Below are 24,689 nucleotides of genomic sequence, written 5' to 3' on the forward strand. Positions count from 1 at the left end.
ATGGCAGACAACTCCGCGCTTCTGGCTCGGCGCGAGCGGCTGCTTGGCCGCAACATGTCGCTCTTCTACCAGGACCCCGTGCACATCGTGCGGGGCGAAGGCGTCTGGCTGTGGGACGCGGACGGGCGGCGCTATCTCGATTGCTACAACAACGTGCCCCATGTGGGGCACTGCCACCCGCGCGTGGTCGAGGCGATCGCGAGGCAGGCGGGCACGCTCAACACCCATACGCGCTATCTGCACGAAGGCATTCTCGACTATGTCGAGCGCCTGACGGCGACGTTCGACAAGAGCCTCGACACCTCGATCCTGACCTGCACCGGAAGCGAGGCCAACGACATCGCCCTGCGCATGGCCCAGGCCGTCACCGGCAAGACGGGCTTGATCGCCACGAACCACACCTATCACGGCAACACCGCCGCCGTTTCGCAGCTGTCGACCCGCATGCCGCCGGTCGGCGGCTTCGGCGGCCATGTACGCCATGTCCCCGCGCCCGACAGCTATCGCCCGCTCGGCGGCGAACCGGGCGAGGCTTTTGCGACGGCCTTTGCCGCCGAGGTCGAAAGGGCCATCGCCTCGCTTGAGGAGAGCCCCTTCGGCTTCTCCGCGCTCATCATCGATCCGTTCTTCGCCAATGAAGGCTTCCCCGACCTGCCGCAGGGCTTTCTCGATAAGGCGGTGGCGGCGGTGCGCAAGGCCGGTGGCCTTGTGATCGCCGACGAGGTGCAGCCCGGCTTCGGCCGCACCGGCGAGCACATGTGGGGCCATCAGCGCGCAGGCATCGTGCCGGACATCGTCACCCTCGGCAAACCCATGGGCAACGGCCATCCTATCGGCGGCGTCGTCGCCGGCGCTGATACGCTCAACGCCTTCCGCAAGGCCTTCCGCTACTTCAACACTTTTGGCGGCAATCCCGTCTCCTGCGCCGCGGCCATGGCGGTTCTCGACGTGATCGAGGACGAGAAGCTGATCGATAATGCCCGGGAGGTGGGCACCTATGCCCGCGCCGGCTTGCTGCGCTTGCAGGAGAAGCACGGCATCATCGGCGACGTGCGGGGCAGCGGGCTGTTCTTCGGCGCAGAACTCGTGCTCGACCGGAACGAAAAGACGCCCGCCGCCGATCTCGCCACGAAAGTCATCAACGACATGCGCGAACGCGGCGTGCTGATGGGCAAGCTCGGCATCCATCAATGCTCCACCAAGATCAGGCCGCCCATGCCCTTCTCCAGGGAGCATGCGGACCTGATGCTTTCTACGCTCGACGACGTTCTTACGGCCCTGTAGTCGACGATGGCGGAACATCTCCAGCAGGAACTGGTCGATGCGCTCAGCGCGCGCGCTTGCGAGGCCCTGACGCATTGGGGCCTTGCCGGCCAGCGGCCCGAGCTGCTGAAATATCGCGAGAATGCAGTGTTCCGCATCGCGCTCGCAAATGGCGAGCCAGCGGCGCTGCGGATCCATCGCCCCGGCTATCATGACGAAGGCGCGCTGGCTTCCGAACTGCGCTGGATGACGGCGCTGCGCGACGGCGGGCTGACGGTGCCCTCGTCAGTGGCGACAGCCGACGACCGGGTGCTCGTCCACCTACCTGCGGCCAACGCGTTCGACGCGCAGCACGCCGACATCGTGACCTGGATGCACGGCACGCCTCTCGGGCAGAGCGGCACGCCGCTTGCCCATGAGTTGGAAGTCCAGATCGCGATCTTCTTCGCGATCGGCGCGGCCATGGCCGAGATGCACAATCTCACCGACGGCTGGCGCCTTCCCGACGGTTTCTCCCGCGCCGCCTGGGACGCCAACGGGCTTCTTGGAGAAAGTCCGCTCTGGGGGCGCTTCTGGGATTGCGCCGGGCTTTCCGCCGATCACCGCTCCGCCCTCACCTATCTCCGGGCGCGTCTTCAGGACCTGCTCGCTAAAATTCCTGCCGAAAACCTCGACTACGGCCTGATCCACGCCGATCTCGTGCGCGAGAATGTGCTGATCGACGGAAACGCTGTCGGCTTCATCGACTTCGACGATGCGGGCTTCGGCTTTCGCATGTTCGACATTGCCACGGCCCTGCTCAAGAACCGCATCGAACCGCACTACAGGCAACTGGAGAGCGCTCTGATTGCAGGGTATCGCAGCAGGCGTGCCTTGAGCGACGCAGCGCTTGCGACCCTGCCGCTGTTTCTCACGCTCAGAAGCGTCACCTATATCGGCTGGCTGGCCGCAAGGCCGGAGTTTCCGAATGCGGCGGCGCGGCTCGCGCGTTACGCCGACGAGGCGCTGCGGCTGGCCGAAGAGCTTCCGCAATGAGGCAGGCGGTGGGACGGGCCCAATCAGACGCCGAGCGTGGCGAGATCGTCCAGCATGTCGAGAAGCTTCTCGACCCGCTCCTTGCCGTACTTCGCCTCGAGGCTCGCATAGATGGCACGGCTCTCGGGGCCGACCTCTGCGATCACCTTCATGCCTGCGGGCGCGATTTCGAGCAACACCCTGCGGCCGTCCTCGGCGTCCTTGTGCTTGCTGATCAGGCCGCGCTCCTCGAGCGAGCGGATGATGCGCGTCAGGCTGGGCGCAAGGATGAATGCCTTGTCGGCCATTTCGGTGGCATCGACCTGCCCGGATTCGGCGAGAATGCGGATCACCCGCCATTGCTGCTCGGTGATCTCGTGCTGCGCCAGCATGGGCCGGAAATGCCCCATCACCGCTTCGCGGGCCCTCAGGAGGGCAATCGGCAGCGAGCGGCGCGTGTTGTGGGGAAGAAGGGCGTCCTGCCCGTGGTCTGCTGAGGATTTCTGGCGGCTCATATGTGCTCTATGCGGCATTTCTCACCTTTCCGCAATTGCCGGCGCATCGGGGATCCAGGCTGAAATCCTGCTTGACAGCGGGTCGATTATTTTTAACATGTTAAATAATAAAGCGAAGGGGATCGGGCAAGAAATGCCGCACTTCACGATCGAGTACTCGGCCAATCTCGATGCGCACGTCGACTTCGAGCGTCTCTGCCGTTCCGTCCACGAAACCATCATGGAAACCGGGCTGTTCGAGCTCGGTGCGGTGCGCGTGCGCACGATCCGCAGCGAGCATTATGCGGTTGCAGACCTTTTGCCGGAAAACGGTTTCATCGACATGTCGTTTCGCATTGGCGTCGGCCGCTCCGACGACGAGAAGAAGCGGACGGGAGAGGCGATCTTTGCCACGGTCACGCGCGAGCTTGCGGACCTGTTCGCCACGCCGCATTTCGCTCTCACTCTTGAGATCCGCGAGATCGACCCGCAGCTGAGCTGGAAGAAGAACGCCATCCATCCCCGGCTCCGCAACGCCGAGAGATAGATCCTTCCATTTCGCCCCCACGTTCCAGCGCGGCCCGCGACGGCGACGCGCCACCATCGGAGAATGAAATGTCCAAACTCGATGAGAACATCGCCAAGGCGGAAGACTTCCTCGCCCGCTTCCGCGAGCATGACGTGCTCAACCACATCAACGGTGAATCGGTCCCGGCGGTCAGCGGCGAGAGATTCGAGACGATATCGCCCATCGACCTGAAGCCGATCGCCAAGGTCGCGCTTGGCCGCGCCGCCGACGTCGATCTCGCCGCAAAGGCGGCCAAGGAAGCCTTCCCGGCCTGGGCGGCGATGCCCGGCGACGCGCGCAAGAAGCTGCTGCACAAGATCGCCGACGCCATCGTCGCGCGCGCCGAGGAAATCGCGTTCGTCGAGTGCATGGACACCGGCCAGTCGCTGAAATTCATGTCCAAGGCCGCCCTGCGCGGCGCCGAGAACTTCCGCTTCTTCGCCGACCGCGCCCCCGAGGCGCGTGACGGCAAGACGCTGCGCGGCGGCAACCAGATCAACATGACCACGCGCGTGCCCATTGGCCCGGTCGGCATCATCACGCCGTGGAACACGCCCTTCATGCTGTCCACGTGGAAGATCGCCCCGGCGCTCGCGGCCGGCTGCACGGTCGTCCACAAGCCTGCCGAGTTTTCGCCGCTCACGGCCCGGCTGCTCATCGAAATCGCCGAGGAGGCTGGGTTGCCCAAGGGCGTGTGGAACCTCGTCAACGGTTTTGGCGAGGACGCGGGCAAGGCCTTGACTGAGCACCCCGCGATCAAGGCCATCGGCTTCGTCGGCGAAAGCCGCACGGGCTCGATGATCATGAAGCAGGGTGCCGAGACGCTGAAACGCGTTCATTTCGAACTGGGCGGCAAGAACCCGGTCATCGTCTTCGCCGACGCCGATCTGGAGCGGGCGGCAGATGCGGCTGTGTTCATGATCTACTCGCTCAATGGCGAGCGCTGCACCTCCTCGTCGCGACTGCTCGTCGAGGAAAGCATCTACGACAGCTTCACCGCGAAGGTCGCCGAGAGAGCCAAGCGCATCAAGATCGGTCATCCGCTCGATCCCGAAACGGTCGTCGGCCCGCTCATCCATCCGGTACATGAGAAGAAGGTTCTCGAATATATCGGCATCGGCCAGCAGGAAGGCGCCACCCTTGCCGCCGGCGGCACGAAGTTCGACGGTCCGGGCGGCGGCTGCTACGTTTCGCCCACGCTCTTCACCGGCGCGAACAACGGCATGCGCATCGCGCAGGAGGAGATCTTCGGCCCTGTGCTGACCGCCATCCCCTTCAAGGACGAGGCAGAGGCGCTCGCGCTCGCCAATGATGTACGCTACGGCCTTGCCGGCTATCTCTGGACATCGGACGTCACGCGCGCCTTCCGCTTCACCGATCATCTCGAAGCGGGGATGATCTGGGTGAATTCGGAGAATGTGCGCCACCTGCCGGCCCCGTTCGGCGGCGTCAAGAACTCCGGCATCGGCCGCGACGGCGGCGACTGGTCGTTCGATTTCTACATGGAAACCAAAAACGTGGCATTCGTCAGCTCGGCGCATGCCATTCAGAGGCTCGGCGCCTGAGCGCGCGACAAGCGCGCCAACGCTCGTGGAGGAGACACCCATGCCATTGCCCAAACCGAACCTTCATCCGCCCTTCAACATCGTTCGCCTGAGCCATGTCGAACTCGCCGTCACCGATCTTGCCAAGTCGCGCGCGTTCTACGTCGACGTGCTCGGCCTTCAGGTCACCGACGAGACGGCCGACACGATCTATCTGCGCGCGATGGAAGAACGCGGCCATCACTGCATCATCCTGAAGAAGGCGGACAGGGCAGAGGCGCGTGACCTCGGCTTCAAGGTCTACAGCGAGGAGGACCTCGACAAGGCGGCACACTTCTTCAAGCAGCGGGACCTGCCGGTCGAATGGATCGAGCGCCCCTACCAGTCGCGGACTTTCCGCACACGCGATCCGCAGGGCATTCCGCTCGAATTCTATTCGAAGATGGACCGCCTGCCGCCGATCCATCAGAAATACGCCCTCTACAAGGGCGTGAAGCCGCTGCGCATCGATCACTTCAACTGCTTCTCGCCTAACGTGGACGAGGCGGTGGCCTTCTACAACGAGATCGGCTTCCGCGTGACGGAATACACCGAGGACGAGAAAACCGGGCGTCTCTGGGCAGCCTGGACGCACCGCAAGGGCGGTGTCCACGACATCGCCTTCACCAACGGCCGTGGCCCGCGCCTGCATCACACCGCCTTCTGGGTGCCGACGCCGCTCAACATCATCGACCTGCTCGACCTGATGTCCACCTCCGGCTGGCTGGCCAATATCGAGCGCGGCCCGGGCCGCCACGGCATCTCGAATGCCTTCTTCCTCTATGTCCGCGACCCCGACGGCCATCGCATCGAGATCTACTGCTCCGACTACCAGACGGTCGATCCGGATCTCGAGCCGATCAAGTGGGACCTCAAGGACCCGCAGCGCCAGACCCTGTGGGGCGCACCGGCTCCGCGGTCCTGGTTCGAGGAAGGCAGCACTTTTGCCGGCGTCGAGGCGCGGGAATCCATCCTCAAGGCCCAGCCCATCGTGGCGCCGTAAGCATCGACGGCCGGAAAGACAGATATGGAACGCGCAAAATTCGCCACCTTCTCTCACGCCGAGGTGCAAAAATACGGCCTGGTCACTGATTGCGGGGTCGTCGACCTCTCGGCCCGGCACGGCAAGCAATGGCCGACGCTGCGCGAGGTGATCGAGGCGGGCGCGCTTCAGCGCCTCGCCGACGAGGCGGCCGGTCTTGTCCCGGATATCGACCTTGCCGACATCCGCTACGAGATTCCGGTTCCCGCGCCGGAAAAGATCATCTGCGTTGGCGTGAACTTCCCCGATCGCAACGAGGAGTACAAGGACGGCCAGGCCGCCCCTTCCAACCCCTCGCTGTTCATCCGCTTTCCGCGTTCCTTCGTCGGCCACGGGCAGGCTCTGGTGCGGCCACCGGAAAGCCCGCAGCTCGACTATGAGGGCGAGATCGTCATCGTCATCGGCAAGGGCGGGCGCCGCATTCCCGAGGCCTCCGCGCTCGACCACATAGCCGCGCTGTCGCTCTGCAACGAGGGAACGCTGCGCGACTGGGTGCGTCACGCCAAGTTCAACGTCACGCAAGGCAAGAATTTTGACCGCAGCGGCTCGATCGGACCGTGGCTCGTGCCCTTCACCGACGAGGCGCAAATTGCCGACATCCGGCTCGAAACGCGCGTCAATGGCGAGGTGCGCCAGCAGGATCGCACAAGCCGCATGATCTTTTCCTTCCGCAAGATCATCAACTACGTCTCCACCTTCACGACGCTGGTGCCGGGCGATGTCATCGTGACCGGCACGCCGACCGGAGCGGGCGCGCGCTTCGATCCACCGATCTGGCTGAAGCCCGGCGATGTCGTGGAAGTGGAAGCCGAAGGCATCGGCCTTCTGCGCAACCCGATTGCTGACGAGGTGATCTGAGCCATGCTGACAAGCACCGAGATAGCCGCTGCCGTGAAGGCACTGGACGATGCGGAGAGAAGCCGCGTCCAGACGGGCCTGCTTTCCCTAAAGCATCCCGAAATGAGCATGGACGATGCCTATGCCGTACAGTCCGCCTGGGTGAAGCAGAAGATCGCCGACGGCCGCAAGGTGATCGGCTGGAAGATCGGCCTCACCTCCAAGGCCATGCAATATGCGCTCAACATCGATATCCCTGATTCAGGCGTCCTCTTCGACGACATGATGTTCGAGGACGGCGCCACGATCCCGAAGGGTCGCTTCATCCAGCCGCGCATCGAGGCCGAGATCGCCTTCGTCATGAAGGCCCCGCTCAAACGGCCGAACGTCACCGTCTTCGACGTGCTCAACGCGACGGACTATGTCACGCCCGCCCTCGAAATCCTCGACACGCGCATTCTGCGCGTCGATCCGGAGACCAAGAAGGCCCGCACCATCGTCGACACCATCTCCGACAACGCGGCCAATGCCGGCATCGTCATCGGCGGCCGCGCCATGCGCCCGCAGGAGGTCAACATGCGCTGGATGGGCGCGATCGTCTCCCGCAATGCCGAGGTAGAGGAAACCGGCCTTGGTGCCGGGGTGCTCAATCATCCGGCGCGCGGCATCGCGTGGCTGGCGAACCGCCTCGCCGCCTACGGCGAAAGCATCGAGGCCGGCCAGATCGTGCTCGCCGGCTCATTCATCCGTCCCGTCGAAGCCCGACACGGCGACACGATCGTCGCCGATTTCGGGCCTTACGGGACGATCAGTTGCTTCTTCGAATGAGGTCCTGAATGCCGGCTCCTCGCAACAGCTTCAAACAGGCGCTTCGGGACGGCCGGACGCAGATCGGCATGTGGCTCGCGCTCGCCAGCCCCTACACCGCCGAAATCTGCGCCGGAGCCGGTTTCGACTGGCTGCTTCTCGACGCCGAGCACGCGCCCAACGACGTCCCGCTGCTGCTGTCGCAACTGCAGGCGCTGGCGGCGTCAAGCAGCCATGCTGTGGTGCGGCCGCCGATCGGCGAGGCCTGGCTCATCAAGCAGATCCTCGACATCGGCGCGCAGTCGCTGCTGGTGCCGATGGTCGAAAGCGGCGAGCAGGCGCGCGCCTTGGTGCGGGCGACCCGCTATCCGCCGCACGGCATGCGCGGCGTGGGTGCGACCTTGGCGCGCGCCTCCGCCTTCAACCGCATCCCGGACTATCTCCAGACCGCCAATGACGAGATCTGCCTGCTTCTGCAGATCGAGAGCCGGGCCGGCCTTGCCGCGCTCGATGAGATTGCATCGACCGAGGGCGTGGATGGCGTCTTCATCGGCCCTGCCGATCTTGCCGCCGACATGGGATATTTGGGCAAGCCCGGTGCGCCAGAAGTGCAGCAGGCGGTGGAAGCCGCCCTCCTCCGCATCCGCTCGCATGGCAAGGCCGCCGGCATCCTGACCTCCGACCAGGCGCTTGCACGTCGCTATGTCGAATTGGGGGCAAATTTCGTTGCCGTCGGCAGCGATGTGGGGCTTCTGGTTGCGGCGACCAACAATCTTCGCGCCAGCTTTGCCGACGCCGAAAAGCAGCCTTCGAACAGCGAAAGCAAGGGCGCCGTCTACTGACTTTGCCCGAAGCGATCCGGGCGCACTTCGATGCGCGCCCGGACGTCGCGCATCTCACGCGATGCGCAGTCCCTTCTCGTCCAGCAGCACGCAGCCTGCCGGGTCGAAACCGACCTGGATGGCGTCGCCTTCGCGCGCGACCTTGCCTTCTATCGGCGTGTTGGCGCGGATGATCGTCCGCTCACCGATGTCGATCTCATAGATGGCGCTGCCCCCGAGATAGGACGTCGACACGACCCGCGCCGCGAGCTTGTTTGCCGAGACCGAGGCACCGACTGACAGCTTTTGCGGACGCACCACCACGGAGACGCGAGCCCCGGGCGTCAGCACCTTCGGCGAAACGGCCGTCACCATCTGCCCGGCGGAGAGCGCGATGGTTACCTTGTGCCCATCGATCGACGAGACGACGCCCGGCAGCATGTTCGCCTTGCCGAGGAAGTCGGCCACGAAGGCGGTTGCCGGCGTCTCATAGACCTGTTCCGGCGTGCCGATCTGCTCCATCGTGCCGGCATTCATGACGACGATTTGGTCGGACATGGAGAGTGCCTCTTCCTGATCGTGGGTCACGAAGATCGCCGTAATGCCCGTCTCCTTCTGGATCTTCTTGATCTCGACGCGCATCTCCTCGCGCATATTGGCGTCGAGCGCCGAAAGCGGCTCGTCCAGAAGCAGAACTTCCGGCTCGAACACGATGGCGCGCGCCAGCGCGATGCGCTGCTGCTGACCGCCGGAGAGTTGCGACGGCAGCTTCTTCTCGCTGCCCGGCAGCCGCACCATCTCCAGCGCCTTGCTCACCCTGCGCGCGATCTCGGCCTTCGGCACATTGCGATACTTCAAGCCGAAGGCGACGTTGTCGAAGACATTCTTGTGCGGGAAAAGCGCGTAGCTCTGGAAGACCAGGCCGATATTGCGCTTGTAGATCGGCACGTCATCGACGCGCCTGCCGCCGATCGAAATCTGGCCGCCAGAAATATCGACCAGACCTGCAATCGAGCGCAGGATCGTGGTCTTGCCGCAGCCGGAGGGGCCTAGCAGGGTGACGAAACTGCCCTTGCGGATGGCCAGCGAGAAATCGCGCACCGCGACGAACTTGCCATAGGCGATGTCGATGTTGCGGAACTCGACCGCCGGCTTTTCCAGTTGCCCACCGTCGCGAGCGGCATGCTCGCCCGCGCCGGCCGGCAGTCCCCCGGCCGCTTCCGGCCGGGGTGTCTGGGCTGAGGTTTCCAGGCTCTCATGCACCTTTCGAAATCCTGTCCCACTGCTTGTTCCAAGCGTCTTCGTTGGTTGCCCAGTAGACCGGGTCGGCGAAGGTCAGCGCCTTCATCGAGCCGGTCGGGTCGAAGGCGGGCAGCGTCGCGATCTTGTCGCCGAGCTTGACCTTGTTCGGGTCGAGCGACGGCGGATAGTTCTGGCCCTCGGCTACCGCGATCGAGGTGGCGGGCTCGAGCATGAAGTTGATCAGTTCCTCGCACTCGGGCATGGGCGAGCCCTTGAGGACCAGCATATCCTCCATCCACGCATAGGAGCCCTTCGGGTCGATATAGCCGATCGGATGGCCCTGCTGCTGCAGCGCGGCGACGCGGCCGGACCAGGCGTCGGTCACCACGATCTCGCCCTTGGAAAGCAGGTCCATCAGCTCGGCGCCGGAGCTCCAGAACTTCTTGGCGAGGTCCCGGTTCTCGCGCACCTTCGCCCAGACGGCGTCCATGTCCTGGATATTGTTCGGGTCCTGTCCCGACTGCAGCGCGGCATACCACACGCGCGTGGTCATATCGGAATAGCCGCCCACCTTGCCGGCATACTTCTTGTCGAACAGGAGGCCGACGCCCTTTTCCTTGGCCTCTTCGTCCGAGATCACCTTGTTGTTGTAGGCGATGCCGGTTGTGCCGTAGTCATACGGTATGGCCGAGATCTTAGGCGTGATCTTGCGGTAGGGCTCGATCATCGGCACCAGAACATTCGCCAGATTGGGAATGTTGGCCTCGTTGATCTCCGAGTTCACTCCGGCATTCACGTACTTGATGTAGTAGTTCACGCCCGACGAATGGATGACCTGGAAGTCTCCCGGCTTCGAGGTCTTGATCTTGGTGATGATCTCGTCCTCGTCGCCGAAGGTGCCCTGCACAACCTTGATGCCGGTCTTCTGCGTGTATGCCTGGAATGCGTATTTATCGATCGCTTCCTGCACCACGCCGCCCCAGCCATCGAAGCGCACTTCCGTGGCGGCAGCCAGCGCCCGGCCGATCCAGGGCGTGGAAAGCCCTGCCGCGGCGGCGGCCGCCGCCGTCAGGGTCAGAAAGGAGCGGCGGCTGATGTCGCCGTTCCCATATCGCTCGTTCAGTCGTTCAAGTCTCTTCGTGGTCGAAATTTTCATTATGCGTTCCCCTTTGCATCGACGCGTTTTCTCAACCGGGTAAGGCTTTGCAGGATGAGCCCGCCGACCAGCGGAATGCCGACGGTCACGAGGATCATGACCGTGCCGAGGGCATTGATCTCCGGGCTTATCGAAATCTTGAGCATCGACAGGATTTGGGTCGGCATCGTCTCGACGCCGGCCGGCCGCCAGAACAGGCTCGCCGAGGTGTTGTCGAAAGAGATGGTGAAGGCCAGAAGCGCGCTGGCGACGACCGCCGGGATGAGCAGCGGCAGCGTGATCTCGCGGAACGACGACAGGCGCGAGGCCCCCAGCGACAGCGCCGCCTCCTCGTAGGTGCGGCGGATACCGACCATGCGCGCCTGGGTGATCAGCACCACATAGGGCAGCGCCAGGAGGATATGGCCCAACAACAGAAGCGCCATGCTGCGCGGCTGATCGACCGCCTTGATCAGCACCAGCAATCCGACGCCGAGGATCGTTTCAGGCACCAGCGCCGGCAGGATGACCAGCGTGCCGAAAGTCCCCTTACCGGGAAACTCGAAGCGAACCAGCGCATAGGCCGTGATGATGCCCAGCAGCGTCGTGACCGCCGCCGTGACGAATGCGATCCACATCGAGGTCCTGAACGCGGTAAGCACCTGCTCGTTGGACAGGAGCTTGGCGTACCATTGCAGGCTGAAGCCGGTGAGCGGAAAGCCGCCGAACATCGATGCGTTGAAGGACAACACGACCGTGGCGACAATCGGCGCGAACATGAAAATATAGACGCAAAGCGTGATGAGGCCGGTCAGCCGCCAGGCCCATCGTCCTTCCTTGTCCCCGTGTTGCCCCGCGATCATCCTCCGAGCCCCTTCACGATCTGGGACATGCCCATGTAGCGGGTATAGGCAGCGGCAAAACAGCCGAGCACGACGAACAGTACGATGGAAAGCGTGGCGCCCATCGGCCAGTTAAGCTGGCCCATGATGGTGTCGTAGATCAGGTTGCCGAACAGCGCATCGCGGCCAGAGCCGAGCAGCTGCGGCGTCACATAGCTGCCGGCCGCCAGCACGAAGCAGAGCAGCAGGCCCGCGCCGAGGCCGGGCAGCGAGAGCGGCAGCGTGACCTCGCGGAACGCCTGCGCGCTGGTGCAGCCCATGGATCGGGCGGCGGAAATCAGCGTACGGTCTATGCTCTCAAGGCTCACATAGACGTTAAGGATCATGTAGGGCAGCAGGAAATGCAGCAGCCCCATGACCACCGCGCCCTCGGTGTAGAGCATCTGCAACGGCTGGTCGATCAGGCCGAGCTTGATCAGCGTGACGTTGATGATCCCCTGCTCGCCGAGGATATGGATCCACGAGAATGTGCGGATAGTGAAGCTGATCCAGAACGGCACGATGAGCAGCAGAAGCAGCAGCCATTTGTGCCGGAAGGTCGTGGCCCAGATGAAATAGGCCGGGAAGTAACCCAGAACCGCGCAGATGATCGCGGTCATGGCGCCGACGCGAACGGTCTTCAGCAGGAAGCCGTGATAGTAGCTGTCGGTGAGGAATTCCTTCCAGTTGGCGAATGTCAGCGCACTCGTCTCGACGCCTGCCGTAACGAAGGTGAAGAAGGTGTAGACCCCCATCACGGCAATCGGTAGCAGCAGGAACAGAAGCAGCAGCAATAGCACCGGCGCAACCAGCATCCACGCCAGTCGCGGGTCGTACAATTTCCAACCTTTGGTCATGCCCATTCAGTTCATGCGGCGCCGTCGTTGCGGCGCTTGTTGTGTTCCCGGAGGCGAGATTGGGCGATTAGCGGTCCGATGTCTACTGCCCGAATGAAGATTTTCTCACGCTCCGGAAAGTGATGCAGCGGGGCCACGGCGCTGCCGGTCCGCCGAACGGGCTGAAACCCTCGGATTGCATGGAAAAAGAAAACCGCATTTGATGTGGCGCAAAGCGTCTGCTGTCCTATTCTAGCACTCTGTCCGCGGAACCCTTCGATCAAAGTGGAGGACACTGGCATGGGACAGCTTGCTCCGACCGTCCGGCGTGGCGCGCTCGATGCGAAAGAACTCGAGCTCATTCAACGCTACTGGCAGGCGGCCAACTACCTTTCGGTCGGCCAAATCTACCTGCTCGACAACCCGTTGCTGCGGGAGCCGCTGAGACCGGAGCACATCAAGCCGCGCCTGCTCGGACACTGGGGCACCACGCCCGGCCTCAATTTCATCTACGCCCACCTCAACCGGACCGTACGCGCCCGCGATCTCGACATGATCTATGTTTGCGGGCCCGGTCATGGCGGCCCCGGCATGGTCGCAAACACCTATCTTGAGGGCACCTACAGCGAAATCTACCCGGAGATCGGCCGCGACGTGGACGGCATGCGCAAGCTGTTCCGTCAATTTTCATTTCCCGGCGGCATTCCCAGCCACGTCGCCCCCGAGACGCCGGGCTCCATCCATGAAGGCGGAGAACTGGGCTACGCGCTGGTTCATGCCTATGGCGCGGCCTTCGACAATCCCGGCCTGATCGTCGCCTGCGTGATCGGCGATGGCGAAGCCGAAACCGGCACGCTGGCGGCTTCCTGGCATTCGAACAAGTTCCTGAACCCGGTCCATGACGGCGCGGTGCTGCCGATCCTGCATCTCAACGGCTACAAGATCGCCAACCCCACGATCCTCGCCCGCATGCCGAAGGACGAGCTCGAGAGCCTGATGTGGGGCTACGGCTACGAACCTTTCTTCGTCGAGGGCGAAGATCCGAAGGAGATGCATCTGGAAATGGCCACGACGCTGGACGTCGTGCTTACCCGCATCAAGGAAATCCAGCGTGATGCCCGCGGGCCGGGCAAGGCATCGCGCGCGCCCCGTTGGCCAATGATCGTTTTCCGGAGCCCCAAGGGCTGGACCTGCCCGAAGGAAGTCGACGGCAAGAAGGTCGAAGGCTTCTGGCGCTCGCACCAGGTGCCGATCACCGACCCGCGCAACAACCCCGAACACCTGCGCCTCCTGGAGAGATGGATGCGCAGCTATGAGCCGGAAAAGCTGTTCGACAGGAGCGGGCGCCTGATCGACGAGTTGAAGGCGCTGCCGCCCGAGGGCGAGCGGCGCATGGGCGCCAATCCGCATGCCAATGGCGGTCTGCTCAAGCAGGATCTGGAGATGCCCGACTTCCGCAAGCTGGCGGTCAAGATCGACAGGCCGGGCCGCTCGCAAGCCGAAGCCACCCGCGTCATGGGCCGTCTGCTCGAACAGGTGATGAGCCTCAATGCCGTCGCCCGCAATTTCAGGCTGATGGGTCCCGACGAGACCGCCTCCAACCGCCTGGACGCCGTCTTTGACGTCACCGACCGGGTCTGGATGGAGGAGATCGAGCCCTATGACGAACATCTCGCCCATGAAGGGCGCGTCATGGAGGTGCTGAGCGAGAACCTTTGCCAGGGCTGGCTGGAAGGCTATCTGCTCACCGGCCGGCACGGCTTCTTCTCGTGCTACGAGGCGTTCATCCACATCGTGGACGCCATGTTCAACCAGCATGCGAAGTGGCTGCACGTCTCGCGCAAGCTCGCCTGGCGCAAGCCGATCGCCTCGCTCAACTACCTGCTGACCTCGCATGTCTGGCGGCAGGATCATAACGGCTTCAGCCACCAGGACCCGGGCTTCGTCGACCTTGTCACGAACAAGAAGGCGGATGTGGTGCGCGTCTACCTGCCGCCGGATGCCAACACCCTGCTCTGGGTCACCGACCACTGCCTGCGGACCTACAACCGCATCAACGTGATCGTTGCCGGCAAGCAGCCGCAGCTGCAATGGCTCGACATGGATGCGGCCATCGCCCATTGCGAAGCCGGTGTGGGCATCTGGAAATGGGCCGGGACCGAAAGCGACGAGGCAGAGCCGGACGTGGTGATGGCCTGCGCCGGCGACGTGCCGACGCTGGAGACTCTCGCCGCCGTCGACCTGCTGCGCAGCGAGCTGCCCGACCTACGTATCCGCGTGGTCAATGTGGTGGACCTGATGGCCCTGCAGCCGCAGATCGAGCACCCGCATGGCCTGACGGATGACGAGTTCGACGCGCTGTTTACGAAGGACCGGCCGGTCATCTTCGCCTATCACGGCTACCCGTTCCTCATCCATCGACTGACCTATCGGCGCAGGAACCACCCGAATATCCATGTGCGCGGATACAAGGAGGAAGGCACCACGACGACGCCCTTCGACATGGCGGTGATGAACGATCTCGACCGCTATCACCTTGCCATCGAGGCGATCAACCGCATGAGCCGGCAGAGCGGCAAGGCTGAGGACGCCAAGCGGCGCTTCGAAGAAAAGCTGGCAGAGCACCGGCAGTATGTCGGCAGGGAGGGACAGGACATGCCCGAGGTGCGCAACTGGGTCTGGCCCCATGGCTGAGGCGTATCCCGCCCGCAATCCGGGAACCGGCGAGATGGCCATTCTGACCTTGAACGCCGGCTCCTCCAGCCTGAAATTCGGCCTGTTCGACGTCGAACCCGACGGCACGATGGAACAGCGCGTGAGGGGTGTGTTCGAAAGCCTCTCGGGCACGCCCCGCTTTTCGGTCAAGGATGCCACGGGCAGGCTGCTGGTCGACAAATCGCTGGCCACCGTCGCGCCACCGACCGAGGTGCTGCTGCGCGAACTCATCATGGTGCTGGAGCCGATCCTCGGCGGCAAGCCGGTGGAGGCCGTCGGCCATCGCATCGTTCACGGCGGCAGCCGCTTCGTAAAACCTACCCGCCTGACGGACGACATTCTCAAGGAACTCGAAGCGCTGACGCCCATCGCGCCGCTGCACCAGCCGGCGAGCCTGCGGCCGGTGAAGGCCTTCCTGTCGCTGCGGCCGGATATACCGCAGATCGGCTGCTTCGACACCGCGTTCCACAGCACGTTGAAGCCGCCGGCCAACCGCTATGCCATACCGCGCGAATATGAGGAGATGGGCATACGCCGCTATGGGTTCCACGGCCTGTCCTACGAGTTCATCGCCACGCGCCTGGCCGAAATCTCACCCGAACTTGCCGCGAAGAAGACGGTTGCCGCGCATCTCGGCGCTGGATGCAGCCTTTGTGCCATGCAGAACGGCAAAAGCATCGACACCACCATGGGCTTCACCGCCCTCGACGGGCTGATGATGGCGACGCGGTCGGGCGCTATCGACCCCGGCATCATCCTCTACCTCCAGCAGGCGCTCGGCCTGTCGGCCGGCGATGTCGAGCAGCTTCTCTACTATCGCTCCGGCCTGCTGGGCGTCTCCGGCATATCCGGTGATGTCCGCATGTTGCTGGCCAGCGACAACCCGCATGCTGCCGAGGCGCTCGACCTCTTCACTTTCCGGATCGCCCAGGACATCGCGGCGATGGCAACCACCATGGAAGGGCTGGAATCCCTGGTGTTCACAGCCGGCGTCGGCGAGCACGCCACAAGCATCCGCGAGGCCATCTGCCACCGGCTGCAATGGCTGGGCGTGAAGCTCGACAAGAGTGCAGACGGCGGCGAGCTGATCAGCAGCCCAGACAGCGCCGTCGAGGTCCGTGTCATCCCCACCAATGAGGAAATGACCATCGCCCGACAGGCGCACGCCTTGGTCACAGTACACAAGCGGCACCGCTTCGCCAAACCGATTGAGGACGAAGGCGAGGCCATGAGGTGAGGCCCCGCAACAGAGTGGTTTTTTGCCGATGAATGAACGCAACTTTCACCTCGCCTTCCTGACGATCGCTGTCGTCGGGCTGATCGCGGGACTGCTGGCGCCGCTGATGCACTGGCAGGCCGAGGCCAATCTGATCTGGAGCGTGGCCACGGTGCCCATTATCGTGGCGCTTGCGGTCTCCATCATCCGCGATTTCCTGATAGGCCGCGTTGGCGTCGATGCCATCGCGTTGGTGTCCATGGTGGCGGCCGTCGCCATGGGACAGCCTCTGGCAGGCGTGGTCGTTGCGATCATGTATACCGGCGGCAACGTCCTCGAGGACTACGCCCGCGGCAAGGCCGAACGCGACCTGAAATCGCTGCGGGACCGGACGCCCCGCGTCGCGCACAAATGGATCGGCGAAGAGCTGGTCGACATCGGTGTCGATGATGTCGCGATCGGCGACGAGCTGCTTGTGCGTGCCGGCGAGCTGCTGCCGGTGGACGGCTACCTCATCGAGGCCCACGCCTCTATCGACGAATCCGCGGTCACCGGCGAGCCCTTGCCGGTCACGCGCGGCAGCGGCGACCTGCTGCGTAGCGGCACGGTCAATGCCGGCGAGGCGTTTCGCTTTCGCGCGTCCGCGGCCGCGAGCCAGAGCACCTATGCCGGCATCATCAGGATGGTCGAGGCCGCCCAGACGGCCAAGTCTCCGTTCATCCGCATCGCGGACCGTTTCGCGCTCTTCCTCCTGCCCTTCACGCTTATCGTCGCCGGCGCGGCCTGGTGGCTGTCGGGCGACAAGATCCGGGCGCTGGCGGTCCTGGTTGTCGCCACCCCCTGCCCGCTCATACTCGCGGCGCCTGTGGCCTTCATCAGCGGCGTGTCGCGCGCGGCGCGCGAAGGCGTCCTCATGAAGGGCAGTGCGGCGCTGGAAGCCCTCGCGCAAGTACGCACCGCGATCTTCGACAAGACCGGCACGCTGACCGAAGGTGGAGCGCGGCTCACGACCTTCGAGACCGCATCGGATATCGAACCCGACGAGGCGCTACGGCTGCTCGCTTCGCTGGAGCAGGCCTCGCACCACGTGCTGGGCGAAACGCTGATCGAACTTGTCCGCAGCAAGGGGCTGGCGCTATCGCATCCCACCAATGTTCGCGAATTCCGCGGCTCCGGCATCGAAGGCGTCGTTGAGGGAAGGCACATCCGCGCCGGCTCCCGCACGCTCGTGCTCGGCGATACCCCCGTGCCCAGCTGGGCAAACGCGGCAGTGGCCTCGGCCAACGATCGCTCGGCGCTGGCGATCTACGTTTCCATCGACGGGCGCTTTTCCGCCTTCATCCTGATGGCCGACGCGATCCGCAAGGATGCCCCAGCTGCTCTAAAACACCTTCGGGCAGCGGGCATTTCGCGCATCATCATGGTGACCGGCGACGACGCCAAGGCCGCGAACGTGGTTGCAGCCACGCTGAAGCTGGACGACGCCTTGTCCGACAGGACGCCGGCCGAGAAGGTGGCGGCGGTGGAAGCCGAGCAGGCCCGGCAGCCGACGATGATGATCGGCGACGGCATCAACGACGCGCCGGCACTTGCTGCGGCAGGCGTGGGCGTCGCCATGGGCGCGCGCGGCGCGACCGCTTCGTCTGAGGCTGCCGATGTGGTCATCCTCGTCGATCGCGTCGACCGCGTCGTCGACGCCTTCACCATTTCGCTGCGCACGCGCAGGATCGCGATCCAGAGCATCGTGGTGGGGCTCGCGCTTTCGGCGATCGCGATGATCTTTGCGGCCTTCGGCTACATCACGCCGGTGGCCGGCGCTTTGCTGCAGGAAGTGATCGACATCGCGGTGATCCTCAACGCGCTGCGCGCCCTGCAAGGACCCGGGCCAAAAACGCCGACCCCCGACGCGGCCCTGAGATTGGAAGAGCCCGTGCGCGCGCAAAGCGTGGAGCGCTAAAAAAATAGCCGGCGAAACCGCCGGCTATCGAGTTCTGGCCTGCACGAGGCCTCAGGCTTCCAGCCAGACGCGCGAGGCGATGTAGCCGTTCGAAAGGTCGTTACCCACGTCGTGGATGTAGCCCTTGAGCTGCTTGCCTGCGGCGTTGAGGTAGTTGTTGAACACGGGGATGATCGAACCGCCCTCGTCGCGCACCATCACCGCTGCCGCGTGATAGAGTTCCGCACGCTTGGCCTCGTCCGCCTCGGAACGGGCCTCCTTGACGATCTTGTCGAAATCCGGCCGGTTGAAGTTGGTCTCGTTGGCCGCCGAATCCGAAAGATGCTCGGTCGAGTACATCAGGTCCTGCGTCAGGCGGCTGCCGTAGAAGGACAGGCAGAATGGTGCGGCGCGCCACACATTCGTCCAGTAGCCATCAGCCGGCTCGCGCTTGACGTCGACCTGAATGCCGGCCTTCTTCGCGCTTTCCTGGAACAGCAGCGCCGTGTCAACCGCACCCGAGAAGATGCCGTCTGCGGTGCGCAGGACGATCGGACCGTCGTGGCCAGACTTCTTGAAGTGGAAGGCAGCCTTGTCCGGATCGTAGGCCCGCTGCTCGATATCGGCCGGGAAGTACGGATAGGTAGCGTTGATCGGAAAATCGTTGCCGATCGTGCCGTGGCCGCCGAGCGCGGTTTTCAGGATGGCTTCGCGGTCGATGGCATATTTGAGTGCAAGGCGCAGGTCGGCATTGTCGAACGGCGCCTTATCCACCTGCATCGGCATGGTGTAGTGGCCGCGGCTGGGCGTATCGAGGATCTGCAGACCCGCCACGCGCTTGAGCAGCGGCACGGTCTTTGCGCCGATGCTGTTGACGAAATGGACCTTGCCGGCCGAGATCGCGGCGGTTCGGGCGGTCGCATCGTTCATGACGATGATCTCGAAGCTGTCGACATAGCCGCGCTCGCGCCAGTCGTTCTTGTTCTTTTCGAACAGGGCACGCACGCCCGGCTCGAAATTGACCAGCTTGTAAGGCCCGGTGCCGACGCCTTCGGACGGATTGTCGTAGCCGCCGTTCGGCTGGATCACGAGATTGTAGGCGGTGAAGATGAGCGGCAGGTCGACATTGCTCTCGTTGAGCTTGACGACCAGCTCGTTGCCCTGGCCTTCGATCGAGGTGATGGACTTCAGGAACCCAAGGGCGCCCGAACGCGACTTCTCATCGCTGTGCCGCTGCAGCGTTTTGACGACGTCCTCGATGGTCAGCTTCTTGCCGTTGTGGAATTCGACGTCGTTGCGGATCTTGAAGGTCCAGGTCTTGGCGTTGTCGGACGACTCCCAGCTCTCGGCGATGGATGGCACCGGCTTGCCGGTCACCGGATCGCTCTCAACCAGATAGTCGCCGAAGCTCCGCGCCACACAGAAGGCGAAGGAGCTGATATAGCCCGCCGGATCAAGCGTGTCGGTGGTCGAGCCGCCATCGAGCCCGAGCTTGAGGTGGCCGCCCTTCACCGGCGTGCCGCTCTGCTCCGTCTGCGCCCGCGCGGCGCCGAGCCCGGCCAGAAGGATGCCCGCGCCGACAGTTCCCTTGAGGAATTCGCGCCGGTTGGCCGCGAGATCCATGCCTAACAGTTTCTTCCTCATCTGCTTTCCTTGTCCCTCTATCAATCGCTGGCTCGTTTCGAGCCAGGCTGCACTTGCATTGACGCCGTGAGCGGCCGGGCCTGCCCCACGCCCGGCCGCAAGGCGGCTATTTCCAGACCTCTCTTGCGAGGCGCAGGAAGTTGCCGCCTAGGACGCCACGCACGGTGTCGTCCTTGTGACCACGCCGGAGCAGTATCTCCGTCATTTCGAGCAGTTGGGCCGGCCGGGCATAGACGCTCGGCCCAGCGCCATATCCCTCGCTCTTCGGCCAGAACTGCGGATTGGCCGCGAGGATCTCGTCGATGCCCGCCACTTCCACGGGGAAGGCATAGTCGAGCCCGATGCCGACATGCTCGGGTCCTGCAACATCCAGCAGATAGTCGACATGGTTGGCGAGCGTCTCGGAACTGGCATCCTCGTCGCCGAGGAAGAAGTTGATGCCGACGATCCCGACGACGCCGCCAGTCTTCGCGCAGGCCCTGATCTGGTCGTCGCTGATGTTGCGGCCGTGGCCGCACAATGCCTTGGGATTGGAGTGCGAGAAGATCACCGGCCGGTTCGAATATTCCATGACCTCCATGCTGGTGCGATGGCCGCAATGGGTCACGTCGACGAACATGCCAAGCCGGTTCATCTCGTCGATCACCTGCCGGCCGAAGGCGGTCAGGCCCTGGTCGTCGTCATGGCAGCCGCCGCCGACGAGATTGTTCCGGTTATAGGCGAACAGGATCTGGCGCACGCCGAGTTGATGATAGAACTCCACCATCTCGATACGGCCATCGAGCGCGTTCATGCCCTCGATGTCGAAGGTGATGCCGAGCTTGCCCTCGGCCTTGGCCTGCAGTGCCTCGTCGGCGCTCGTCACCAGCGTGTAGTGGTCCGGATGGGCATTGATCCAATGGCGGAAAGCGGCGAGCGTTTTCACCGTATCCTGCCATGGCATCAGGTCGAAGCCGACATCGATCGATAGATAGTTGACCCCGGCGTCGCACCAGATCCGGAGGTTGTTCAGGTCGGCTATCGGATCGGGCATGAAGCCCGAATGGGTGTCCCACACCAGCGCATCGGCATAGAGTTTCCGCGCGCGTTCGCTGACGATCGTCTCGTTCATGATCTCTCCATCTGCACGGGCGCGGCAGACTGCCGCTGATTGCCGCGCCGTCCTTCCAGAACGCGCTCCAGCCAGCCGATCTCCATCTCGGGTACCGATCGCAGCAGCAGATCGGTGTAGCCGTCGAAGGGCGGCGAAAGGACCGCCGACTTCACTCCCTCACGCACGACGCGCCCGCGATGCATGACCGCGACGCGATCTGCGATAGCGCGCACGATGGCGATGTCATGCGTGATGAACAGGTAGGAGACCGCCGTTTCCTCCTGCAGGCGCAGAAGGAGCTTCAAAATGCCCTCCGCCACCAGCGGATCGAGCGCGGAAGTCGGCTCGTCGCACAGGATCAGTTCGGGCTTGGCCGCCAGCGCGCGGGCAATGGCGACGCGCTGCTTCTGTCCGCCAGAAAGCTCGGCGGGATAGCGGTCGAGAAACTGCGGCCCCATCTCGATCTGATCGAGGAGTTCCTTGACGCGGTCGGTCTTGGCCTGACCGCGCGCGCCGAAATAGAGCGTCAGCGGCCGGCCGATAATGTCGCGGATCTTCTGCCGCGGGTTTATCGCCGTATCGGCCATCTGGTAGATCATCTGGATACGGCGCAACTGCTCGCGGGAGCGGTCCTTGCGCGCCGGCGGCAGCGCTGCCCCCTTGAAGGAGATCGTGCCCATCCTCGGCGGCAGGAGGCCGGTGATGACGCGCGCCAGCGTCGACTTGCCGGAACCGGATTCGCCGACCACCGCAAATGTCTGGCCCTTGGGCAGCGACAGCGAGATGTCGTGCAGGACATCCACTCCCGAATAGCCTGCCGACAGCCCTTCGACGTTCAGCAGTACCTCACCGTCCTGCCGGGCGGTCTCGCGGCTTGACTGCCGGATGCTGACCAGCGCGCGCGTATACTCCTCGCGCGGCGCTTCAATGATCTGCCGCGTCGGGCCGTACTCGACCATCTTGCCGTGGCGCAGCACCATGATGTCGTCGGAGATCTGGGCGACCACGGCGAGGTCGTGGGTGATGTAGAGCGCCGCCGTATTCGTCTCGGCGATCGCGTGCTTGATCGCGGCAAGGACCTCGATCTGCGTGGTCACGTCGAGCGCGGTCGTCGGCTCGTCGAAGACGATGAGCTCGGGATTTGCGCACAGCGCCATCGCGGTCATGGCGCGCTGAAGCTGGCCGCCGGAAACCTGATGCGGGTAGCGTTGGCCAAAGTTCTCGGGGTCGGGAAGGCCCAGCACCCCGAACAGATAGACAGCGCGCTTCCTGGCCTCTTCCCGCGTCATGATGCCATGGCGGAACGCGGCTTCGATGACCTGCCGTCCGAGCTTGTGCGCGGGATTGAACGCGGCGGCGGCTGACTGCGCCACGTAGGCGACGCGCGCGCCGCGCACCGAGCGAATGCCGCGCGTGTCGAGCTTAGAAATGTCCTCACCGTCGAGCAGAACCTGTCCGCCGGTGATGCGCACGCCGCCCCGCCCATAGGCTAGCGCGGTCAGGCCGATGGTGGATTTGCCGGCTCCGGATTCGCCGATCAGCCCGAGCACCTTGCCCTTGCTCACGTCGAAGGAAACGTCGTCGACCAGCACCAGCCTGGACGACGAGCCGTCGGGCTGGTGCGCGGTGACTTCGACGCGAAGGTTCCTGACAGAGAGCATCTCAGGCATCGCCGCGCGCCCCCTTCAGGCTGGCGGTGGCGTTGATCAGCCAGTCGACCACCAGGTTCACGCAGATGACCAGGAACGCGATCGCCGCGCCCGGCGCAAGTGCTGCCGAAACGCCGAAGATGATGCCTTCCTTGTTGTCCTTGACCATGCCGCCCCAGTCGGCGACGGGCGGTTGGATGCCGAGGCCGAGGAAAGAAAGCGTCGACAGGAAAAGGATCGAGAAGGCAAAGCGCAAGCCGAACTCGCCCAGCAGCGGCGCCAGCGTGTTGGGCAGGATTTCGCGGAAGATGATCCAGAGCTTGCCTTCGCCCCGCAGCCACGCCGCCTCTACATAGTCCATGACGCTGACGTCGAGCGCGACGGCGCGGCCGATGCGGTAGACGCGCGTCGAGTCGATTGCCGCCATGACGACGATCAGGACCCAGATGTTCTGCGGCAGCACGGCGAGCACGATCAGCGCCAGGATCAGCGCCGGGATCGACATCAGAAGATCGTTGAGGCGCGACAGGACCTGATCGACGATTCCGCCCGACACGACGGCCGTGAAGCTCAGGATCATGCCGATCGAGAACGACAGCAGCGTTGCCGCCAGCGCCACGAAAAGCGTGGCACGCGCGCCATAGATCAGGCGGGAGAGCAGATCGCGGCCGAGATTGTCGGTGCCAAGGATGAAGTCGCCGCCCATCGGCGCCCAGACCTCGCCTACGACGGCGCTCTCGCTGTAGGGCGCAATCAGCGGTGCGAAGATGGCGCACAGAGCTATCAGCAATATGCCGGCGAGACCGAACCGCGCGCTTATAGGCATCGATCTCAGTCTCATCGCGGATGCCTCAGGCGCGGATTGGCCAGGATCGACACGATGTCGGCGACCATGTTCAGGACGATGTAGATGGCGGCAAACAGCAAGCCGCAGCCCTGCACCACCGGCATGTCGCGCACCGTCACGGCGTCCACCATGTACTGGCCGATGCCCGGATAGACGAAGACGACTTCCACCACGACGACGCCCACAACCAGCGCCGCAAGATTGAGCGCGATGACGGTGACGACGGGCGCAACCGCGTTCGGCGCGGCATGTTCGGCAATGATGCGCAGCGCCGAAAGCCCCTTGAGCTCGGCGGTCTCCACATAGGCGGAGGACATGACGTTCAGGATGGCTGAGCGCGTCATGCGCATCATATGCGCCAGCACGACGGTCACCAGCGTGACCACCGGCAAGACGATGGCCGAAAGCCGTTCGCTGAGGCTCATGCCGTCATAGACGGTGGCCGGAAATTCGCTGATGCCGAGCTGGACCGTGAAGAACTGGATCAGCAGATAGCCGATGAAGAACTCCGGCAAGGATATCGCGGCAAGCGACAGGATGCTGATGACCTTGTCGGGAATGCGGTTGCGATACAGCACCGCGATCATGCCGAGGGCGATGGCGAGCGGGATCGAGATCAGCGCCGAGACGCCCGCAAGCAGGAGCGAATTGCTGAGCCGCTTCCATATCTGCTCGCCCACCGAGTTGTGGTTCGACCATGAGGTGCCGAAGTCGCCATGCAGGATGCCGCCCAGCCAGCTCAGATAGCGTTCGGTCATCGGCCGGTCGAGGCCGAGTTCCTCGCGTATGTTGGCCACGGCCTGCGGCGTGGCCTCCTGCCCGAGATAGGTGGTGGCGAAATCGCCCGGCAAAGCCTCGATGCCGCCGAAGATCAGCATCGACGCCGCAAACAGCAGGGCAATGCCGAGCGCCACGCGGCGCGCGATCAGATAGGCCAACGAATTCTTCGCCCGGGCAACGCTGGCTGGGGCCGGTGCCGGCCCGGCCTGCCGCGAAGCAGACGGCGGGCTCGCCGGCTGACCGGGAACTGGCTCATGTTGGGCCGACATCAGACGTTCACGCCCTT

The 24,689-nt window shown here is 64.0% G+C and carries 21 protein-coding genes; 11 read left to right on the forward strand and 10 right to left on the reverse strand.

What is annotated here, in order from left to right; genetic code table 11:
• The gene (locus tag M2281_RS20625; protein ID WP_280823059.1) at positions 1 to 1,284 is read left to right on the forward strand and encodes an aspartate aminotransferase family protein; all 1,284 of its coding nucleotides are present in this window, start codon (positions 1 to 3) and stop codon (positions 1,282 to 1,284) included.
• A gap of 6 nt (positions 1,285 to 1,290) precedes the next feature.
• Positions 1,291 to 2,298, forward strand: a complete 1,008-nt coding sequence (locus M2281_RS20630) for a phosphotransferase (RefSeq protein WP_280823060.1) — start codon at positions 1,291 to 1,293, stop codon at positions 2,296 to 2,298.
• Between the two features lie 23 nt (positions 2,299 to 2,321).
• Here M2281_RS20630 and hpaR read toward each other — a convergent pair whose 3' ends face one another.
• Positions 2,322 to 2,810 (reverse strand): homoprotocatechuate degradation operon regulator HpaR, encoded by a 489-nt coding sequence (gene hpaR, locus M2281_RS20635; RefSeq protein WP_425537768.1) that lies wholly within the window; start codon positions 2,808 to 2,810, stop codon positions 2,322 to 2,324.
• Positions 2,811 to 2,925: 115 nt separating this feature from the next.
• On the opposite strand from hpaR, the gene M2281_RS20640 reads away from it, so the two are divergent.
• The 6 genes from M2281_RS20640 (at position 2,926) to hpaI (ending at position 8,450) form a co-directional block, all read left to right on the forward strand.
• A complete protein-coding gene (locus tag M2281_RS20640) occupies positions 2,926 to 3,318 on the forward strand; it encodes a 5-carboxymethyl-2-hydroxymuconate Delta-isomerase (RefSeq protein WP_280823061.1) in 393 nt (130 codons plus the stop codon).
• A gap of 68 nt (positions 3,319 to 3,386) precedes the next feature.
• The gene (hpaE, locus tag M2281_RS20645) at positions 3,387 to 4,904 is read left to right on the forward strand and encodes a 5-carboxymethyl-2-hydroxymuconate semialdehyde dehydrogenase (RefSeq protein WP_280823062.1); all 1,518 of its coding nucleotides are present in this window, start codon (positions 3,387 to 3,389) and stop codon (positions 4,902 to 4,904) included.
• Between the two features lie 40 nt (positions 4,905 to 4,944).
• On the forward strand, positions 4,945 to 5,925 hold the full coding sequence (gene hpaD / locus M2281_RS20650) for a 3,4-dihydroxyphenylacetate 2,3-dioxygenase (RefSeq protein ID WP_280823063.1): 981 nt from the start codon (positions 4,945 to 4,947) through the stop codon (positions 5,923 to 5,925).
• Positions 5,926 to 5,949: 24 nt separating this feature from the next.
• A complete protein-coding gene (locus tag M2281_RS20655) occupies positions 5,950 to 6,822 on the forward strand; it encodes a fumarylacetoacetate hydrolase family protein (protein WP_280823064.1) in 873 nt (290 codons plus the stop codon).
• A gap of 3 nt (positions 6,823 to 6,825) precedes the next feature.
• Positions 6,826 to 7,629, forward strand: a complete 804-nt coding sequence (hpaH, locus tag M2281_RS20660) for a 2-oxo-hept-4-ene-1,7-dioate hydratase (RefSeq protein ID WP_280823065.1) — start codon at positions 6,826 to 6,828, stop codon at positions 7,627 to 7,629.
• A gap of 8 nt (positions 7,630 to 7,637) precedes the next feature.
• Positions 7,638 to 8,450: a 4-hydroxy-2-oxoheptanedioate aldolase gene (hpaI, locus tag M2281_RS20665; protein ID WP_280823066.1), complete on the forward strand. Its 813-nt coding sequence runs from the start codon at positions 7,638 to 7,640 to the stop codon at positions 8,448 to 8,450.
• 54 nt (positions 8,451 to 8,504) lie between these two features.
• Here hpaI and M2281_RS20670 read toward each other — a convergent pair whose 3' ends face one another.
• Genes M2281_RS20670 through M2281_RS20685 form a run of 4 tightly spaced genes read right to left on the reverse strand, consistent with a single transcriptional unit; the run spans position 8,505 to position 12,544 of the window.
• Entirely contained in the window at positions 8,505 to 9,692 is a 1,188-nt protein-coding gene (locus M2281_RS20670; protein ID WP_280823067.1) for an ABC transporter ATP-binding protein, read from the reverse strand.
• On the reverse strand, positions 9,685 to 10,827 hold the full coding sequence (locus tag M2281_RS20675; protein WP_280823068.1) for an extracellular solute-binding protein: 1,143 nt from the start codon (positions 10,825 to 10,827) through the stop codon (positions 9,685 to 9,687). Before M2281_RS20675 ends, M2281_RS20670 begins: the two co-directional genes overlap by 8 nt.
• Positions 10,827 to 11,669 (reverse strand): ABC transporter permease, encoded by an 843-nt coding sequence (locus M2281_RS20680; protein WP_280823069.1) that lies wholly within the window; start codon positions 11,667 to 11,669, stop codon positions 10,827 to 10,829. Before M2281_RS20680 ends, M2281_RS20675 begins: the two co-directional genes overlap by 1 nt.
• Complete coding sequence (locus M2281_RS20685) at positions 11,666 to 12,544, reverse strand: ABC transporter permease (protein ID WP_280823070.1); 879 nt, start codon at positions 12,542 to 12,544, stop codon at positions 11,666 to 11,668. Before M2281_RS20685 ends, M2281_RS20680 begins: the two co-directional genes overlap by 4 nt.
• Before the next feature lie 279 nt (positions 12,545 to 12,823).
• On the opposite strand from M2281_RS20685, the gene M2281_RS20690 reads away from it, so the two are divergent.
• The 3 genes from M2281_RS20690 to M2281_RS20700 are packed head-to-tail and all read left to right on the forward strand — an operon-like array spanning position 12,824 to position 18,411.
• Positions 12,824 to 15,217 carry a phosphoketolase family protein gene (locus tag M2281_RS20690; protein WP_280823071.1) on the forward strand — a complete coding sequence of 798 codons (2,394 nt, stop codon included), beginning with the start codon at positions 12,824 to 12,826 and terminating at the stop codon, positions 15,215 to 15,217.
• Complete coding sequence (locus tag M2281_RS20695) at positions 15,210 to 16,475, forward strand: acetate/propionate family kinase (protein ID WP_280823072.1); 1,266 nt, start codon at positions 15,210 to 15,212, stop codon at positions 16,473 to 16,475. The genes M2281_RS20690 and M2281_RS20695 overlap by 8 nt, the downstream gene beginning before the upstream one ends.
• 28 nt (positions 16,476 to 16,503) lie before the next feature.
• Positions 16,504 to 18,411 carry a heavy metal translocating P-type ATPase gene (locus M2281_RS20700; RefSeq protein ID WP_280823073.1) on the forward strand — a complete coding sequence of 636 codons (1,908 nt, stop codon included), beginning with the start codon at positions 16,504 to 16,506 and terminating at the stop codon, positions 18,409 to 18,411.
• 51 nt (positions 18,412 to 18,462) lie between these two features.
• Here the strand turns inward: M2281_RS20700 and M2281_RS20705 are convergent, their stop codons facing one another.
• From M2281_RS20705 to M2281_RS20725, 5 genes are all read right to left on the reverse strand, one after another.
• On the reverse strand, positions 18,463 to 20,034 hold the full coding sequence (locus M2281_RS20705) for an ABC transporter substrate-binding protein (protein WP_280823074.1): 1,572 nt from the start codon (positions 20,032 to 20,034) through the stop codon (positions 18,463 to 18,465).
• Between the two features lie 106 nt (positions 20,035 to 20,140).
• Complete coding sequence (locus tag M2281_RS20710) at positions 20,141 to 21,145, reverse strand: dipeptidase (RefSeq protein WP_280823075.1); 1,005 nt, start codon at positions 21,143 to 21,145, stop codon at positions 20,141 to 20,143.
• Positions 21,142 to 22,797 (reverse strand): ABC transporter ATP-binding protein, encoded by a 1,656-nt coding sequence (locus tag M2281_RS20715; RefSeq protein ID WP_280823076.1) that lies wholly within the window; start codon positions 22,795 to 22,797, stop codon positions 21,142 to 21,144. Before M2281_RS20715 ends, M2281_RS20710 begins: the two co-directional genes overlap by 4 nt.
• Positions 22,790 to 23,617 carry an ABC transporter permease gene (locus M2281_RS20720; protein WP_280823077.1) on the reverse strand — a complete coding sequence of 276 codons (828 nt, stop codon included), beginning with the start codon at positions 23,615 to 23,617 and terminating at the stop codon, positions 22,790 to 22,792. Before M2281_RS20720 ends, M2281_RS20715 begins: the two co-directional genes overlap by 8 nt.
• Positions 23,614 to 24,672, reverse strand: coding sequence for an ABC transporter permease (locus tag M2281_RS20725; RefSeq protein WP_280823078.1), 1,059 nt, complete (start codon positions 24,670 to 24,672; stop codon positions 23,614 to 23,616). The genes M2281_RS20720 and M2281_RS20725 overlap by 4 nt, the downstream gene beginning before the upstream one ends.
• Between the last annotated feature and the right edge of the window lie 17 nt (positions 24,673 to 24,689).

Origin of the sequence: Pseudaminobacter soli (ex Li et al. 2025) (assembly GCF_029892515.1) — a bacterium.
GTDB lineage: Bacteria > Pseudomonadota > Alphaproteobacteria > Rhizobiales > Rhizobiaceae > Pseudaminobacter > Pseudaminobacter soli_A.